Genomic DNA, 17040 nt, shown 5'->3' with positions numbered 1-17040 from the left:
GTTGGTGAGAACCGTCCGGCACGGGCCGGACAGCAATCGCAAGGACATCTCTGATGAACACAGGCGACGCCATGGATGCGGTCGGGCTGACGAACGTGCGCAAGGTCTACGGCAAACGGGACAACGAGGTGGTCGCCCTCGATGGTGTGACGACGCAGTTCCGGCGGGGCACCTTCACCGCGATCATGGGCCCGTCGGGGTCCGGCAAGAGCACTTTGATGCAGTGCGCGGCAGGACTCGATCAGCCGACGTCAGGGTCGGTCCTGCTGGAGGGGCAGGAGATCAGCGAGCTGGACGAGACCGAGCTGACGAAGCTGCGGCGCGACCGGATCGGGTTCGTCTTCCAGTCGTTCAACCTGCTGCCGGTGCTGACGGTCCGTCAGAACGTCACCCTGCCGCTCCGGCTCGCCGGGCGACCGCCGTCCCGGAGCAGGGTGTCGGCCGTGCTGGATCAGGTCGGTCTGGCTCAGCGCAGCCACCACCGTCCGTCGGAACTGTCCGGCGGTCAGCAGCAGCGGGTCGCGATCGCTCGAGCGCTGATCAGCGAACCCGCCGTCCTCTTCGCCGACGAACCGACCGGGGCGCTGGACACCAGAACGGCGCAGGACATCCTTTCTCTGCTGCGGCACTCGGCGCAGACGGCCCACCAGACGATCGTGATGGTGACTCACGACCCGGTCGCGGCGTCGTACGCCGATCGCGTCCTGTTCCTCGCCGATGGCCGGCTGGCGGGGGCACTCGACTCGCCGACCGCCGAGTCCGTCGCCGAGCGCATGACCCACCTGGGCGCCTTCGCCGACGAGCGGCCGCTGCCGCTGCCGCGCCTGGAAAAGACCCGGGGAGGGGAGCGTCGATGATGCAGCTCGCGCTCCGCACCCTGCGCTTCCGGGCGGGGATGTTCGCTGCCGCCTTCCTGGCCATGTTCTTCGCGGCGGCCATGATGATGGCCACTGGTGGCCTCGTCGAGACCGGGACCCGCTCGGCGGTGGCCCCGCGGGAGCTGGCGTCAGCAGACGTCGTCGTCGCCGGTGACCAGGAGTACCACGACTCCGGTGGCGATCCGGACGAACCACCCATCCTCCCCGAGCGCGTCCGCGTCGACGCCGGCCTGGAAGCCAGGCTCTCGGCGCTGGCGGGAGTGCGAGACACCACGAGCTACGTCTTCGAGGGCGAGGCGCCGACCGGGACGGTCGATGCGATCGGGGTAGTGGCCGCGCCGGGAACAGACGTGGACGAGCTGCGGAAGCGGATCGCCGCTGCACTGGACGACCGGACGGTGACCCTCGTCGGAGATCAACGGGGGCAGGCGGAGCTGCGCGAGGCCAAGTCGAGCGCGGTCACCGTGATGGCCCTTGCCGGGCTCTTCACCGCCTTCGCGCTCCTGGTCTCGATCTTCGGGGTGTCGTCCATGCTGGCCCTGTCGATCACCCAACGGCACCGGGACCTGGCCCTGCTACGGGCTATCGGCGCGACGTCTCGCCAGCTGCGCCGGCTCATCTTCCGCGAAACACTGATGCTCTCGCTGATCGCCACCGCACTGGCAGTCCTGCCCGGTCAGCTCCTCGGCCGGTTCATGTTCGATCTGCTGGTCGATCGCGGTATCGCCGCTGAGGGTGTCGTCTTCCACCAGGGGTGGGTTCCCACAGCGGCCGCCATAGCGGTAGCGGTCGTCGCCGCTCTGGCCGGAGCGTTGGCCGCGGGGCGGCGGGTATCTCGCATCAAGCCGACGCAAGCGCTGGCGGAGGTCTCCGTTGACGGCAGACTGATCGGTGGCGGACGCCTACTGCTCGCGCTCGTCGTGCTCGGCGGCGGCCTCGCACTGACCATCGTCACCATCGCCGTGATGAGCGGGCCGCTCACTCCCGCGACTGGCGCGCCGGCCGTGATTCTGCTCGCCATCGGAGCAGCCCTGCTGGCTCCGGTCCTGACCAAGATCACCACCTTCGTCTGGCAGTGGCCTGTCCGTGCGATCGGCGGGGTGACCGGCCAGCTCGCCGTCCTCAACGCCAGGGGCCGAAGCGGCCGCCTGGCAGCCGTGATGGGCCCGGTCATCCTGCTGACCGCGGTGTCGACCGGGTTGCTGTACTTGCAGACGACCAGTGACGAGGCGGACCGACGGACTTTCGCGGAGAACCTGGTGGCGGACGCCGTGCTGACCACCGAGGCGGGATTCGACCCAGGCGTGGTCGAACAGGTCAACAACCTGCCCGGTGTCGCCGGCGCCTCGGAGTACCTCGACAGCTTGGGGTTCATCGAGAATCCGAAAGACAGCTCGCCGTTGAACGAAGGGTGGAACCTGCAGGGCGTGTCGCCCGTAGGCGCTGAGGCCACCACACCCGTGAAGATCACGGCGGGCTCGTTCGCGGACCTGCGGGACGACACCATCGCGATCGACGAACAGCATGCCCGGAAGCTGGGCGTCGGCCTCGGCGACGCGATCACCCTCAGGATGGGAGACAACACGGCTCTCGACGTCCAGGTGGCGGCGTTGTTCTCCGCTCCCGACGGCTACGACACGCTGTTGCTGCCCGCGGACACCCTCGCTGCCCACACCACTGCGGGCGCCGCGACCCGAATGCTCGTCTCGTTCGACGAGGACACCGACCCGGCGCGGGTGAAGACCGAGCTGACCGACTGGGCTTCTGCCCGGGACGGCTTTGCTGTCAGCGACCGCGACGTTCTGCTCGGCGAGTTCGACGAGCAGAAGAGGACCGCGAACTTCGCGATCTACATCATGGTGGTGATGATCGCCGGGTACTCGGCCATCACGGTGATCAACACCCTGGCGTCGAGCATGACAGCCCGACGGCGGGAGTTCGGCCTGCAGCGGCTCGCGGGCTCCACCCGTCGCCAGGTGATGCAGATGGTGGGGCTGGAGGGCGTGATCGTGGCTCTCAGCGGCGTGGTCCTGGGCACTGCTGCGGCTGTAGCGATCTTGGTGCCCGTCAGTCTCAAGCGGCTCGACACTCTTCTCCCTGTCGGATCGCCGTGGATCTACGTGACGACGGTCGGCCTGACCATGTTGCTGACTTTGCTGGCGATGCTCTTGCCTGCATGGCGTGCGACGCGGGGCCGGCCGGCGGAAGCCGCGCTCGCCGTCGAGTAGCCGGTACCACGCTTCGGGCGGCCTGTCGGTGGGACGGGCCGCCCGGGCTCAGCGGGGTGGAAAGCAGTCCGCGCAGCCGCGTCTTACCTACTCCGCGCGGCGAATCTCTTGGATGCCCAGGTCTCGAACGTCGTGGTCGGGATGCCCAACGCCGCGGCTAGCGCCGGATGCGCGGGATTCTGATAGGTGTTCAACCGCTCCTGGTTGTCGATCAGTTCCGGCATCATGCCGCGCGTCTTCGCCTCGTCCGCCGCGACGACCTCCACTCGCGCGGGTGCTCCGGCCGCAGTCAGTATCGCCGCCAGTTCCGGCAGGGTACGGATGTCGCCGGCCAGGTCGAGCGCGATCCCGTTGAAGCGAACCGGGTCGGCGAACGCCGCGGCCGCCGCCGTACCGACGTCCTGGACAGCGATCAGAGGCAATCGGCTCTGTGCGCTGACGACCGTCACGATCGACTCGCCCGTCATCCCTTCGAACCAGATCGACGGCCGGACCAGGTTCTCCATGAAGAACGCCGGACGCAGTTCGGTCCAGGACTCGAAGCCACTCTCCGGGAGAAGCTGCCCGACCCGCGACTTGCTGCCCCAGTAGTGCGTGCTCCACTCTGCCGCGCGACCCATGGCCGCCTGCCGGACGTAGTCGCCGACACCCGCCACCGAGGAGTGCACGTACTGCGCGACGCCCGCCTCTCGCGCGGCCGCGACCAGGTTCTCGCCCTGGATCCACTCCGTGTCCGAGCTGAGGTCGGCGAGGTCCGGCGTCTGCACCGAGAAGACGGCTCGGGCGCCGCGCAATGCTGGTCCCAATGAGGCGGGGTCCGTCAGATCCGCCGTGACCAGCTCGGCCCCCGCGGCCGCGATCGCCTTTGCTGCTTCGCTTTCCGGGCGGCGTACCAACGCCCGCACCGGTACGCCGGCCGCCAGCAACCGTCGTGCCACCGCTCCGCCCTGCTGCCCGGTCGCGCCGGTCACCACCACTACGTCACTCATCAGCTCTCCTGTACCCGATTAAACGGGGGATGCCCCCAGTTATCTGTTGCTACGATATGGGGGACCACCCCAGATAGCAATCGGGAGACGTGATGGCGCCGGCCAGACCACTGCGCGCGGACGCCCGGCGCAGCCGCGAGCAGATCCTGGTGGCCGCCGAGGTCGCGTTCGCGCGGGACGGGATCGAGGCGTCCCTCGAAGCGATCGCCAAGGACGCCGGCGTCGGCTCCGCGACGCTGCACCGGCACTTCCGCTCCCGGCGCCAACTGGTCGAAGCGGTCTTCGCCGAGCGCACCGAAGCAGTCATCGCCGAAGCGACCGAACTCGCCACCACCAACCCGCCAGGACCGGCTCTCTTCTACTGGCTGCGATCGGTGCTCCGCGTCATCGTCGACAACCGCGGTCTGGCGGTGGCGCTGCTGCCGGTTCCCGACGGCGCCGCCACCGATTCCAGCTGCCACGCCAGGCTGACCGAAGCCGCCGACCGCCTGCTCGAGTCGGCCCGCGAAACCGGCGACATCCGTGCCGACATCACCACGTCCGACGTACTCTCCCTCGTCAACGCGATCGCCCTCCTGGCCGAGCAACCTGGGCCCGTCGACCTGGACGCCGAGCGCCTACTCGGCCTGACCATCACCGGCATCGGGCCAGCAGCCTGCGCCGACCACTCCAGCCTCGCGGGTGCGACGGAGGAGCAGTCGGCGGAGTGAGCGCGGGGGACTAGTTGAGGGTCATGCGGGGTTCGCCGTTGAGCAGGCCGGTTCCGGCGATCGCGCAGGTACCGCCTCGGTTCTGGGTGTAGCTCTGGCGGACGCAGGAGCGGACGGCGAGTTGGCCCCAGTAGTTGGGGTGGATGGATTCCTGGAGGAAGTAGTTCGAGCCGACGGTGGTGACGGTGCGGATCTGGTTGATCCACTCGGTCTTGTCGACGGCGGTGGGCTGGGTCCAGGAGGAGAGGCCGACTTCTTCGTACAGGCCGACGGTCTTCTCGCAGAGGCGGCGGCCGTTGAAGGTGGACTGGAGTTCGAGCAGGCGGGTGTTGGTGAGACCGGACTGGCCGATGGCGGCGCGAACCGTGCTGTTGATGGTCGGCAGTGCGGTCGCGTTGGCCCAGTCTGCGTCGCCGTTCCAGAAGCCGCAGCCGCCTACGCTCTGGCGGGTGAAGCCGCTTTGGCCGTAGCGGAAGCCGCTGGCAGCCGGGATGGGGGAGGGGTAGGTCTGTACGAGCAGCGTCCACGCGTTGTCGCCGTACCCAGCGTTGCGCATTGCCGTCCGGACGTTCTGGAAGGCGGTGGAGACTCGTCCGCGAACGGCGGTGACGTTGGCAGCGGTGAAGTTGGCGACCACGGACGAGTCGTCGCGGCAGTAGTCCGGGTTCCACGACGGTGACAGCAGGAAGTTGGTGACGCAGGACTGCACCACCGAGGCGAAGTTGAAGTCGTTGCCGCCGATCGAGACGACCACCTGCTTGACGTTGTGGGTGGTCGCGAACTGCTGCAGGAGCTTGGCCTGGCCGAGCTTGCCGGCGCCGTTGTCGTAGAAGTCCAGGCCGGGCTTGAAGTCGTCACCGGCGGAGGTGGCGGTGCGGGCGCCGGAACAGGCCAGATTGAGGCCGCCGACACCGCCACCGATGTAGGCCTCTGCCGACTTGCTGCGGTGGCACTTCGGGATCGTCTCCGCGGTCCCGGCCGCGTTGTCGTGGTAGGCGTGGGCGCCGAGCGCGTCGGCCGGCACCTCCGAGTTGTTGGAGCTGCCGGCCCAGCGACCCGCCTCACCGGAGATGTAGGAGTCGCCGACGGTCACCACGTACGGCGTACCGGAGCCGGGGCCGTCCGCCTGGGCGGCCGAGGTGGTGACGACGAGACTGCCGGCCGTCAGGGTGAGAGCGGTGATGGTCAGGGACAAACGACGCCAGTTGACTTTTGCCGAGCGCGGACCGGGCAACCGAGGGCCTCCTCGCCGAAGGGCGGTGACCGTAGGACCCCGTGGTGGTCACCGTGCAGCGAGAATGTACTCCCGGGTAACAGCCATTGATAGACCGAGAGTGCTGGCACGTTTGCGCCCTGTCACCATCCGGTCAGGCTTCAGGTGACTTCTGCTCGGGATAGCGAGGTGCCCACCAGTCCTGCCAGCGCTTGTCGATCGCCTCCCGATCGGCGTCGCTGACGCCGTAGAGGGTCAGCACGGCCATCGCGGCGCCAGTCGGTTTCTGGTCCGACGGTCCGACGTAGCTGAGCACCAGCAGCCCGTCGCCCCACTGGTCGACGGTCAGCCCGACCTGGTGCTCGGACCGGAACCACACCTGCCCGGTCAGCACCTCACCGACCACTTCGGCCTCGTACGCCGTACCGACCGCCGCGTCGAGCCCCAACTGCACAGCCGGCCCCGTACTGCGATCGCCCGCGCCTGCGTAGAACAGTGTCCGGCGCGCATCATCCGGGTGCCGCTCCAACGCGAAGCGCAGTTGCTGAACGAACGTGATCCAGCCCTCGGTGATGTCGTCGTAGTACGCGTCCCACTCGGGATCGTCACCGTGTGGCGCGCGAGTCAGGGTGACCTTCGACCCGCCTTCGTGCGGCTCGACCGTGAACTGGTCGTGACCCTGGATCACCAGCGTGTGCGTCTCGCTGTCCTCGGTGAACGCGGTGAAGAAGATCAGGTCGATCTCGGCGTCCAGCCCCTCGTACTCCCAGCCGTGCCAGTGCTGGATCTTCTCCTTGTTCCGCAGGGCGTCCCAGACCGCCTCGACCGGCGCGGCCACGGTCACCACGATCCGCGGCGTCTCCTCGCTCATGACTTCTCTCCTTCTGTGTCAGTGGATTCCGTACGACGCGGCGCGGGGTGCCCGCCGGCGATCACGCGATAGGGCCGGCCACCGGAGCTGTCGAACGCCTCGACCACCTGGCGAACGGCCTCGGTGAGCGCGTCGGTGAAGCGATGCACGTCGCCCGGCTGATCGAACCGCACCTCGGTCTCGAGCGTGAAGGTCAGCAGGCGCTTGCCATCGGCATCGGCCTTGTTCTGCATCCGGGCCACGTCGCGAACGGTGCCGGCGGCAACTTCCACCAGATGCTCGGCCGCGTACTGGTCACCGAGCGCGCTGAAGGCCCGCCCCATCACGGACGGGTCGACGACGAAGGAGCCGGAGGTCGCCCGCAGGATCCGCTCGACGCAGCCACGTCGCTGACGCTCCTCGACCAACTCGACCAGGCCGGCCTTCTCGAGCTCGCGCAGGTGGTAGTTGACCCGCTGCCGCGGCAGCTCCAGCGCGGCTGCCAGCTGAGTCCCGGAGGCAGGCTCCTGCAGCAGATCGAGCAACTGCCGCCGCAACGGAGACAGCGCCGCACGCACCTTCTCGGGCTCTTCCAGCAGCTTCATGACGTCCACTGTCGTATTGACAGTTTCATTTGTCAATACGCCTAGCACGGACCCACTTCTGCTGGTGCTATTTACTTAACGAAGTGAAGCTATTGACACCCGCTCGGATTGGGTAAATAGTTTCGTCCTGAAAACAATCAGAAAGCAGAGTGAATCAACAGTGTCGAACATCAAGGTGCTGCAGCTCCGCTCGGCGGGTGTCAGCCTCGTGCTGGATTGTTCCGGTCCGGCTCTCCCGTCCGTCCTGCACTGGGGCGCTGATCTCGGGCCGCTGGACGAGGCGGCTCTGGTTGGGCTCAGACGAGGTGCCGGCTCGGTCCAGGAGGGCAACGGGCTCGACGACAACCTGCCGGTCGCGATCGTGCCGGAGTACTCCGCCGGCTGGTTCGGCCTGCCGGGACTCAACGGGCATCGCGATGGTCAGGACTTCTCCGCGTCGTTCCAGCTCACCGAGGTGGCGCGGACCGGCAACACGGTGCAGGTCACCGCGGCCGACGCGCAAGCCGGCCTCGGGCTCGCCCTGGTGATCGAGCTGACCGACTCAGGTCTGGTCCGGGCCAAGGCGGAGCTGACGAACACGGGCGCTTCGGCGTACACGGTCGACGGGTTGGTGCTCGCGCTGCCGGTTCCGACCGAGGCGACCGAGCTGCTGGACCTGACCGGCCGGCACATCGGCGAGCGGCACCCGCAGCGGCACGCTTTCACGCAGGGCGCGCACCTCCGCGACAACCGTCGCGGCCGCACCGGCGCCGACGCCACTCTGCTGCTGGTCGCGGGCACCCGCGGTTTCGACTTCGGCACCGGCGAGGTCTGGGGCGTCCACACCGCCTGGAGCGGCAACCACCGTTCGTACGCCGAGCGCGGCATGAGCGGGTACGCCGTGATCGGCGGCGGCGAGCTGTTGCTGTCCGGCGAAGTACGTTTGCAGCCGTCAGGCTCCTACAGCACCCCGTGGATCTACGGGTCCTACGGTGTCGGTCTCGACCAGCTGTCGACGCGCTTCCACGAGTACCTGCGAGCGCGCGAGACGCACCCGAAGACGGACCGCCCGGTGGTGCTGAACACCTGGGAAGCCGTGTACTTCGACCTGGATCTCGACAAGCTGAAGGCGCTCGCCGACGCGGCCGCCGAGGTCGGCGCCGAGCGGTTCGTGCTCGACGACGGCTGGTTCCGCGGCCGCCGCGACGACCACGCGGGTCTGGGCGACTGGTACGTCGACGAGGGCATCTGGCCGAAGGGCCTGCATCCGCTGGTCGACCACGTCACCGGGCTGGGCCTGCAGTTCGGTCTCTGGGTCGAGCCGGAGATGGTCAACCCCGACTCCGATCTGGCCCGCGAGCACCCGAACTGGATTCTTGCCACCGGCAACCGGCTGCCCCCGACCGCGCGGCACCAGCACGGCCTCAACCTGGGCGTTCCGGCGGCGTACGACTACCTGCTGGAGCGCCTCGACTCGCTGCTCAGCGAGTACGACATCAGCTACCTCAAATGGGACCACAACCGTGACTTCGTTGACGGCGGCAACCAGCAGACCGGTACCGCGGGCATTCACGCGCAGACCCTGGCCGTCTACCGGCTGCTCGACGAGCTGAAGCGCCGCCACCCCGGCCTGGAGATCGAGTCCTGCTCGTCCGGTGGTGCCCGGGTCGACCTCGGCATCCTGGAGCGGACCGACCGGGTCTGGGGCAGCGACAGCAACGACGCGCTCGAGCGGCAGAAGATCCAGCGCTACACCCAGCTGCTGCTGCCGCCGGAGCTGATCGGCTGCCACGTCGGCCCGCCGAAGGCGCACACCACCGGCCGGACGCAGACCCTCGCCTTCCGCGCCACCACCGCCCTGTTCGGCCACTTCGGCATCGAATGGGACATCAGCGCGGCGTCCGCCGAGGAGCGCGAGGAGCTGGCAGGGTGGGTCGCGTTGCACAAGACGCTGCGGCCGCTGCTGCACACCGGACGGGTGGTTCGCGCCGATCGCGGCTCGGACGACTTCCTGCTGCACGGTGTGGTCGCTCAGGACGGTTCCCGCGCGGTGTACGCCGCGGTGCAGCTGGCTCAGTCGATCACCTCCGACACGGGCCGGGTCCGCCTGCCGGGTCTCACCAAGGACCGGGTCTACCGGATCAGCAAGGTCGCCGCGCCCGGCCCGGAGCCGCGCCACTCGGCGAAGTGGTGGGCCGACGGCGGCACGGTCGAGCTGAACGGCGCCGCGCTGGCGGCGGTCGGCGTCCAGGTACCGGCGCAGTGGCCCGAGACCGCGATCCTGCTGGACGTGCAAGCGATCGACTGAAGCCGTCTGCCGGACGGCACCGAAGGAGGAGATCGTCCCCGTGACCACGACGACGAGTACGCCGGACGGCGTACGACCGAAACGACGAAGGTACGGGGATCTGAAGGTCGCGATGATCTTCCTCGCCCCCGCGACGCTGGGTTTCGTGGTGTTCTACATCTGGCCCACGTTGCGGGGTGCCTACCTCAGCTTCACCGAGTACAGCCTGCTGTCCGCGCCCGAGTTCAACGGGCTGGACAACTACGACCGGATGCTGCACGACAGCTTCTTCTGGAACGCGCTGCTGGTCACCGTCGAGTACGTGGTGATCAACATCGGGCTGCAGACCGTGCTGGCGGTCGGCATCGCGATGCTGATGTACCGGCTGACCCAGTCGATCACGGTCCGGGCGGTGATCCTGGCGCCGTACCTGGTGGCGAACGTCGTGGTCGCGCTGGTCTGGTACTGGATGCTCGACTTCCAGATCGGCATCGTGAACCAGGGCCTGACCTGGATCGGGATCGACCCGGTGGCCTTCTTCGGCGACTCGCACTGGGCCATCCCGACCGTTGCCGGGATCAACGTCTGGCGGCACATGGGGTACACCGCGCTGCTCGTCTTCGCCGGCCTGCAGACGATCCCGAAGTACGTCTACGAAGCCGCCGAGGTGGACGGCGCGTCGGAGATGAAGACGTTCTGGCGGATCACGTTGCCGTTGCTGCGGCCGGTGATGGTGATGGTCCTGGTGGTCACCATGATCGGCTCGTTCCAGATCTTCGACACCGTCGCGGTGACCACGCAGGGCGGTCCGGTCAACGCGACCCGGGTGATCTACTACTACATCTACGAGCGCGCGTTCACCCGGTTCGACTTCGGCTACGCCTCCGCGATGGCGATGGTGCTGTTCGCCATCCTCGCGATCGTGTCGCTGCTGCAGTTGCGGCTGCTGCGAGCCAAGGAGAGTGACCTGTCATGAGGACCCGTGTGAATCCGGGCCGCGTGGTCGCCTGGGCCTGCCTGATCGTGTTGATGCTTCTCACCCTCTTCCCGTTCTACTGGATGATCCGTACGGCGCTGTCGAACAACACCCAGCTCGCCGGGCACCCCGGCTCGTTGCTCCCGGTCGAGACGACGCTCGGCGCCTTCAAGCGGGTGCTCGGCCTGTCCACCGTCGCCGAGGCGCAGGCGCAGGGCGGCTCCGGTGCCTCGGTCAACTTCTGGCTGTACCTGCGCAACTCGTTGGTGGTGGCAACCGTCACGACGGTCTGCCAGGTGTTTTTCAGCGCCATGGCGGCCTACGCGTTCGCCCGGCTGCGCTGGCCCGGCCGGGACAAGGTGTTCGCGCTGTTCCTGGCCGCGCTGATGGTGCCGCCGATCTTCACCACGCTGCCGAACTTCGTTCTGATCAAGAACCTCGGGCTGCTGAACAGCTTCGCCGGCATCATCCTGCCGAGCGCGTTCATGACCCCGTTCGCGATCTTCTTCCTGCGCCAGTTCTTCCTCGGCATCAGCCGGGAGCTGGAGGAGGCGGCGATGATCGACGGTGCCGGCCACCGGCGGATCTTCTTCGGGATGATCATCCCGATGAGCGCGGCGCCGATCACGACGCTCGCGATCCTGACCTACATCAACTCCTGGAACGACTACTTCTGGCCGTTGCTGGTCGGTCAGCAGGAGCAGGTCCGGGTACTCACGGTTGCCCTGGGCATCTTCCGATCGCAGACCCCGCAAGGCAGTCCGGACTGGGCCGGCCTGATGGCCGCGACGCTGATCGCCGCGCTGCCGATGATCCTGCTCTTCCTGGCGTTCGCCAGGCGGATCACCAACTCCATCGGTTTCTCCGGGATCAAGTGAGGTGGCTTCGATGAACCTGTCACGACGGACCTTGCTGAAGGCCGGACTCGCGGGCCTGGCCGCCTCGGCGGTGGCCGGCTGCAACAACGGCGCGGCCGACCGGCCCGACGGGGAGATCTCCTACTGGCTCTGGGACGCCGCCCAGCTGCCGATGTACCTGGAGTGCGCCAAGTTGTTCGAGCGGCAGCACCCGCAGTACTCGGTCAAGATCGAGCAGAACGGCTGGAACGACTACTGGAACAAGCTGGTCACCGGCTTCATCTCCGGTACGGCGCCCGACGTGTTCACGTCGCACTCGGCGAAGTACCCGCTGTTCGCGGCCAAGGACCAGGTGCTCGCGATCGACGACTACGTCGCCAAGGACAACGTCGATCTGGGCATCTACCAGCAGGGTCTGGCGGACCGCTGGGTCGGTGCCGACGGCAAGCGGTACGGATTGCCGAAGGACTTCGACACCGAGGTCTACTTCTACAACTCCGCGCTGACCGAAGCGGCCGGGATCAGCACCGAGCAGCTGAACTCGATGACCTGGAACCCCAACGACGGCGGCACGTTCGAGCAGATCGTCGCCCGGCTCACCGTGGACGGCAAGGGCCGTCGTGGTGATCAGCCCGGCTTCGACAAGGACGACATCAAGGTCTACGGCCTCGGCTTCGGCGACGCGGGTGGTGCGGACGGGCAGACCAGCTGGAGCTGGTACGCCGCGTCCAACGGCTGGAAGTACTCCGAGGGCGAACCGTGGGGCACCAAGTTCTTCTACGGCGATCCGAAGTTCACCGAGACGATCAGCTGGTGGCGTGGACTGATCACCAAGGGCTACATGCCGACGCTCGCGCAGGCGAAGTCGGGAATCGACATCACCGCCACCTTCGGCGCGGGCAAGTACGGGATCACCCCGAACGGCTCGTGGATGCTCGGCACCTACGGTCAGCTCAAGCAGGTGAAGACGAAGCTGGCGCGGCTGCCGCAGGGACCGAACGGCAAGCGGATGTCGATGATGAACGGACTGGCCGACAGCATCTGGGCGGGCACCAGCCGCAAGGAGGCGTCCTGGGCGTGGGTGAAGTTCCTCGGCTCGCAACAGGCTCAGGACGTCGTCGCCGAGGCCGGAGTCGTCTTCCCCGCGGTCAGTGCCAGCATGCCGGCGGCGACGGCTGCCTTCGCCAAGGCGGGCTGGGACATCGCGCCCTTCCTCGAACCGGTCACGGCGGGCGACGTCTTCCCGTATCCGGCCAATCCGAACGCGGCCGACGTCACCGCGGTGATGACGCCGGCGATGGAGTCGGTGCTCGGCTTCGAGTCCGATCCCAGCTCGCTGGTCCAGGCCAATGAGGACGTCAACCAGATCCTGTCCGCGAACTCCTAACCAGCGCTGCTGTAGCGGCGGCTGGCGAGTTGCCAGTGCAGGACGGTGAGCACGAAGCCGGCCGTCAGCAGCAGGAGACCTGTGGAGAGGGCAGCGGCGGTGCCGGTCAGTACTCCGACCGGGACCGCCGCGATCCGGCCGTCTCGTTCGGGCAACTGACCAATGGGAGCGCTCAGGCCGAGTTGGTTGCTCTTAGCAACAGCTGGCGGCCGCGGTGGCATCAGCGGACCAGAACGGTGATCCGCTGCGCCGAGTTGTTGGCGAAGCCGCCGCGGTTCCAGGGGGCCTCGACGGGCTGCACCCGGCCGCTGCGGTCGTGGGCGCGGACGGTCAGCACGTGCTCGCCCGGTACGGCGTCCCAGTCGAACGAGAATCCGCGCCAGGCCAGGTCATTGCTGTCGGCCTCCAGTTTGGCGTCGTGCCAGCTGACTCCGGCGTCGACGCTGACCTCGACCCGCTCGATCGGTGCCCAGCCGGACCAGGCCCGGCCCTGCAGGACGACCGGCCCGGCGTCCACGAACCGGTGCCGGCTCTGGAAGTCGGGGTGCCCGGGCGGGATCAGCAGGGCGCGCGGCTCGATCCGGGTGACCGCGACGCCGACCTCGTCGGCCTGGTGGCGGAGCCGGTACGCGACGGCGTTCTGGTAGCCGGTGAACTCGTGGTCGATCAGCTCGATCGAGCGCAGCCACTTCACGCTGGCCATCCCGTACCACCCCGGCACGATCAGCCGCAGCGGATAGCCGTGCTGCGGCGGGAGCGGAGCGCCGTTCATCTCCCAGGCCACGATCGCCCCGGAGTCGAGGGCGTCGGCGAGCGAGAGCCCACGCTGGAAGTCCTGCTCGACACCTCGCTCGAACCCGTGGTCCGCGCCGGTGAAGACCACGTCGATCGCGTCCTTGCCGATCCCGGCCGACCGGAGCAGCTCCGCCAGCGGTACGCCGGTCCACTCCGCGGTGCCGACCGCCTCCATCAACCACGGCTGACTGATCGGCCGCGGCTGCAGTGCGGCCCGGCCGTTGCCCGCGCACTCCAGGGTGACCCGGATCGTCCGCCGGGCCATCGCCCGCAGCTCGGTCAGCCCGAACGACAACGGTTGCTCGACGCAACCATCGACGGTCAGTCGCCAGGTCGCGGCGTTGGTCGCCGGGATGTCGTAGTGCACCAGCACGTAGTGCAGTCCGGGCGGCGTCAGCTCGTACCGCAGCGCCTCCAGCGGAATCCCGTGGTTGCGAGCCGCCAGCTGCAGCTCGTCCCCGGTGATTCCCTCGCCTGTGTCCGCCAACCTCGCCTTGACGCTGAACTGCTCAACCGACATGTGCCGACCCCTTTCCCCCCGAACCGCCAGCCTAAATCACCGGCCCGGACGAGTCACCAGAGGCGGCTGCCTGCCGAGCACGGCGAAGGACTGACTACGGACGGTACCGAACAGCCCGGGAGGCTCCGTGATGGATGGAGACCTCCCGGGCCGGCTCAGCTCGAGGCCGAGCACTTCGGGTCGAGCAGCTCAGGACGGACGGCTGGTTCAGGCCGGCAGGGTCCAGAGCTGGTTGGCGCTGGTGCCACAGGTCCAGATCTGCAGCCGGGTGCCGTCGGCCGAGCTCTGGCCGGTGGCATCCAGGCACTTGCCGGACGCCGGGTTGCGCAGGTTGCCGTTCGACTGCGGCTGCCACGACTGGGCGCCGGTGCCGTTGCAGTCGTAGAGCTGGACGAGCGAGCCGTTCGCCGTACCGGCGGCGTTGACGTCGAGGCACTTGCCCAACGCCCGCACGGTACCGTCGCTGCCGACCGTCCAGGTCTGCGCGGTGCTGCTGTTGCAGGTCCACAGCTGGACCGCGGTGCCGTTGGCGCTGTTGCCGCCGGCCACGTCGACGCACTTGCCGCCGATGCCCTTGATCGCTCCGGTCCTACCGGTCGGCGGGACGGTGGTGCCACCCGCCGCGTCGAAGATCGCGCTCACCAGCGAGGTGCTGCCGGTGGTGTCCTGGGACAGCTCCCAGTTCATGATGCCGCCCGCGTTGGCCACGGCCCACTGGGTCTTGCGCTTGATGGTCGGGATGCCGTTGTAGCACTGCTGACCGCCGCTGTTGATGCAGTCGACGTTCGCGTTGTTCGGGTTCATCGCGACGATCTGCGCGTAGGTCAGGTAGCCCGGACGGCTGTAGAACGGGACACCGAGGACGGTCTTGGCCTTCGGCAGACCGCGGTTCTTCCAGAAGTTCGCCGCCGCGATGGACCAGTCGTAGTTGGCGTGCGGGCTGCCGCCGTCGTACGCCATGATGTTCAGCCAGTCGACGTAGCCGAAGACGGCCGGCTGGACGCCGTTCGCGGTGCCACCCTCGGAGACCACCGCGGCGGTGAGCAGCTTGCCGTTGGCTCGCAGCGTGTTGCTCAGCTGCTGCATCAGCGCGGTGTAGTTGTTGCCGGAGGTGCCCGGGTCCGGGTACTCCCAGTCGATGTCGACGCCGTCCAGGTTGTACTGGTTGATCGCGCCCATCACGGCGTTCACGAAGGTGGTCCGGGAGCCGGCGTTGGCGGCGAGCGCCTCGAAGTTCGAGTCGTTGCCGTCGTTCCAGCCACCGATGGCCAGCGAGACCTTGACGCCGTTCTGGTGGCCGAGGCTGACCAGCTGGCTCAGCTTGCCCGGGTCCGGGATGCCCTGCAGGCTGCCGTTCGCGTTCGGCAGCGCGAAGGAGTAGTTGATGTGCGTCAGCTTGCTGTATTGGATCGAGTTGACGCTGCCGGACCACGACGGCATGTAGCCGACGCTCTTGAAGCCCGCGGGCAGCGCGGCGGCGGCATTGGCCGCCGCGGGGGCGGCTGCGGCGGTCGGGGCCGCGTCGGCGGGCGGCGCAGGCGCGAAGGTCGCGATCAGGCCGGTGGCGCCGGTGGCCAATGCGAGGGCCGCGACGGCCACTCGACTTCGGAGCTTCATCCTTGACGACTTCATGGGGGCGGTGTCCTTTCGGAGGGACCTTCGCACCGCACCCGTCCAGCTCGGGACGATCGACGAACCCCGACCGGTCGCAGGGGGCGGCGAACGGACGGTACGTCTTCTCGAACACCTTCCGGGGGCGGCTGTTGCGAAGGTGAATATAGAAGAGATCTGACCGAAGTCATGGCAAGTTTGCTGGGATGTCTCACCCGCGTCAAGACGTGGGCAGCGATAAGAATGCGCATTCTCAGCGCGGAGATCCGATGACTTCCGGTGAGTCAGATCTCCGGGGCCTCGGTTCGCGCGGTGCGGGTGATGGTGATCGAGGCGGCGACCACGCAGGCCATACCGGCGAACTGGACGGCCGCGAGGCGCTGACCGAGGACCAGATAGCCGGCCGTCGCGCCCACCGCGGGCTCGATGCTCATCAGGATCCCGAAGACCACCGGCTTCATCCGGCGCAGCGCCAGTGTCTCGAGCGAGTAGGGCAGGACCGACGAGAGAATCGCGATCGCCAGGCCGATCGCGAGTGAGTGCCAGTGGAGCAGTTCGCCGCCCGCGGTGACGAGTCCCAGGGGAGCGGTGATGAAGGTGCTGACCACCATCGCGAGTGCGAGACCGTCGAGCTGGGCGAAGCGGCGGCCGGTTTCCGCGCTGAGCAGGATGTAGCAGGCCCAGAGCAGACCGGCGAACGCGGCGAAGCCGACGCCGAGCCAGTCGACCTTCGACAACTCGTGACCGTTCACCAGGACGACGCCGAGGGCAGCGCCGGCCACGGCGATCAGGTCCCGCCGCTTGCGTGACAGTGCCGCGGCCAGGCCGAGCGGGCCGATGAACTCGATGGTGACCGCTACGCCGAGCGGCAGTCTCTCCAGAGAGAGGTAGAAGGAGAGGTTCATCAGGCCGAGCACGGTGCCGAAGGCAACTACCGCCAGGAGGTCGCCTTTGCTGCGGTTGCGCAGGTTGGGGCGGGCGACCAGCAACAGAATCGGGACCGCAAGAGCGAGTCGCAGCGCAACGGTGCCCGCGGCCCCCAGGTCCTCGATCAGCCGGGCGGCCAGAGCTCCACCGAACTGCACGGAAACCACGCCGCCCAGCACCATCGCCGTCGGCGGCATCCGCACTGTACGCACGAACTGAATGAGATCA

15 protein-coding genes are annotated in these 17040 nt (G+C 68.0%); 7 read left to right on the top strand and 8 right to left on the bottom strand.

Translation table 11 applies throughout. The annotated features are described in order from the left end of the window. The first annotated feature begins 53 nt into the window (after window positions 1–53). Both OX958_RS27610 and OX958_RS27605 read left to right on the top strand, forming a co-directional pair. The gene (locus tag OX958_RS27610; protein WP_270132663.1) at window positions 54–857 is read left to right on the top strand and encodes an ABC transporter ATP-binding protein; all 804 of its coding nucleotides are present in this window, start codon (window positions 54–56) and stop codon (window positions 855–857) included. Then, entirely contained in the window at window positions 854–3106 is a 2253-nt protein-coding gene (locus tag OX958_RS27605) for an ABC transporter permease (RefSeq protein ID WP_270132662.1), read from the top strand. The genes OX958_RS27610 and OX958_RS27605 overlap by 4 nt, the downstream gene beginning before the upstream one ends. An 83-nt stretch (window positions 3107–3189) precedes the next feature. Here OX958_RS27605 and OX958_RS27600 read toward each other — a convergent pair whose 3' ends face one another. Further along, a complete protein-coding gene (locus tag OX958_RS27600) occupies window positions 3190–4095 on the bottom strand; it encodes an SDR family oxidoreductase (RefSeq protein ID WP_270132661.1) in 906 nt (301 codons plus the stop codon). Between the two features lie 92 nt (window positions 4096–4187). Between OX958_RS27600 and OX958_RS27595 the strand changes: the two genes are divergently transcribed. Then, the gene (locus tag OX958_RS27595) at window positions 4188–4805 is read left to right on the top strand and encodes a TetR/AcrR family transcriptional regulator (protein WP_270132660.1); all 618 of its coding nucleotides are present in this window, start codon (window positions 4188–4190) and stop codon (window positions 4803–4805) included. Between the two features lie 10 nt (window positions 4806–4815). On the opposite strand, the gene OX958_RS27590 is transcribed toward OX958_RS27595, so the two are convergent. The 3 genes from OX958_RS27590 to OX958_RS27580 all read right to left on the bottom strand — a co-directional run bounded on the left by OX958_RS27590 (window position 4816) and on the right by OX958_RS27580 (window position 7473). Beyond that, a complete protein-coding gene (locus OX958_RS27590) occupies window positions 4816–6000 on the bottom strand; it encodes a hypothetical protein (protein WP_270132658.1) in 1185 nt (394 codons plus the stop codon). Window positions 6001–6172: 172 nt separating this feature from the next. Next, the gene (locus OX958_RS27585; RefSeq protein ID WP_270132656.1) at window positions 6173–6889 is read right to left on the bottom strand and encodes an SRPBCC family protein; all 717 of its coding nucleotides are present in this window, start codon (window positions 6887–6889) and stop codon (window positions 6173–6175) included. Beyond that, window positions 6886–7473, bottom strand: a complete 588-nt coding sequence (locus OX958_RS27580) for a winged helix-turn-helix domain-containing protein (RefSeq protein WP_270132654.1) — start codon at window positions 7471–7473, stop codon at window positions 6886–6888. The genes OX958_RS27585 and OX958_RS27580 overlap by 4 nt, the downstream gene beginning before the upstream one ends. Window positions 7474–7633: 160 nt before the next feature. Here OX958_RS27580 and OX958_RS27575 point away from each other — a divergent pair, with 160 nt between their 5' ends. Genes OX958_RS27575 through OX958_RS27560 form a run of 4 tightly spaced genes read left to right on the top strand, consistent with a single transcriptional unit; the run spans window position 7634 to window position 12959 of the window. Further along, window positions 7634–9760: an alpha-galactosidase gene (locus OX958_RS27575; protein ID WP_270132652.1), complete on the top strand. Its 2127-nt coding sequence runs from the start codon at window positions 7634–7636 to the stop codon at window positions 9758–9760. A gap of 40 nt (window positions 9761–9800) precedes the next feature. Beyond that, window positions 9801–10715: a carbohydrate ABC transporter permease gene (locus OX958_RS27570; RefSeq protein ID WP_270132650.1), complete on the top strand. Its 915-nt coding sequence runs from the start codon at window positions 9801–9803 to the stop codon at window positions 10713–10715. Continuing rightward, window positions 10712–11593, top strand: a complete 882-nt coding sequence (locus OX958_RS27565; RefSeq protein WP_270132648.1) for a carbohydrate ABC transporter permease — start codon at window positions 10712–10714, stop codon at window positions 11591–11593. Before OX958_RS27570 ends, OX958_RS27565 begins: the two co-directional genes overlap by 4 nt. 10 nt (window positions 11594–11603) lie before the next feature. Beyond that, window positions 11604–12959 (top strand): ABC transporter substrate-binding protein, encoded by a 1356-nt coding sequence (locus OX958_RS27560; RefSeq protein WP_270132646.1) that lies wholly within the window; start codon window positions 11604–11606, stop codon window positions 12957–12959. Here OX958_RS27560 and OX958_RS27555 read toward each other — a convergent pair. The 4 genes from OX958_RS27555 to OX958_RS27540 form a co-directional block, all read right to left on the bottom strand. Then, complete coding sequence (locus tag OX958_RS27555; protein ID WP_270132645.1) at window positions 12956–13114, bottom strand: hypothetical protein; 159 nt, start codon at window positions 13112–13114, stop codon at window positions 12956–12958. The genes OX958_RS27560 and OX958_RS27555 overlap by 4 nt on opposite strands. A gap of 65 nt (window positions 13115–13179) precedes the next feature. Beyond that, complete coding sequence (locus OX958_RS27550; protein ID WP_270132643.1) at window positions 13180–14274, bottom strand: sulfite oxidase; 1095 nt, start codon at window positions 14272–14274, stop codon at window positions 13180–13182. A gap of 207 nt (window positions 14275–14481) precedes the next feature. Next, window positions 14482–15891, bottom strand: a complete 1410-nt coding sequence (locus tag OX958_RS27545; RefSeq protein ID WP_270132642.1) for a glycosyl hydrolase family 18 protein — start codon at window positions 15889–15891, stop codon at window positions 14482–14484. Between the two features lie 278 nt (window positions 15892–16169). Then, window positions 16170–17024 (bottom strand): EamA family transporter, encoded by an 855-nt coding sequence (locus tag OX958_RS27540; protein WP_270132640.1) that lies wholly within the window; start codon window positions 17022–17024, stop codon window positions 16170–16172. Window positions 17025–17040 lie beyond the last annotated feature (16 nt).

It is taken from the genome of Kribbella sp. CA-293567 (assembly GCF_027627575.1).
GTDB lineage: Bacteria > Actinomycetota > Actinomycetes > Propionibacteriales > Kribbellaceae > Kribbella.
This window is presented reverse-complemented; position numbering and strand designations above follow the sequence as displayed.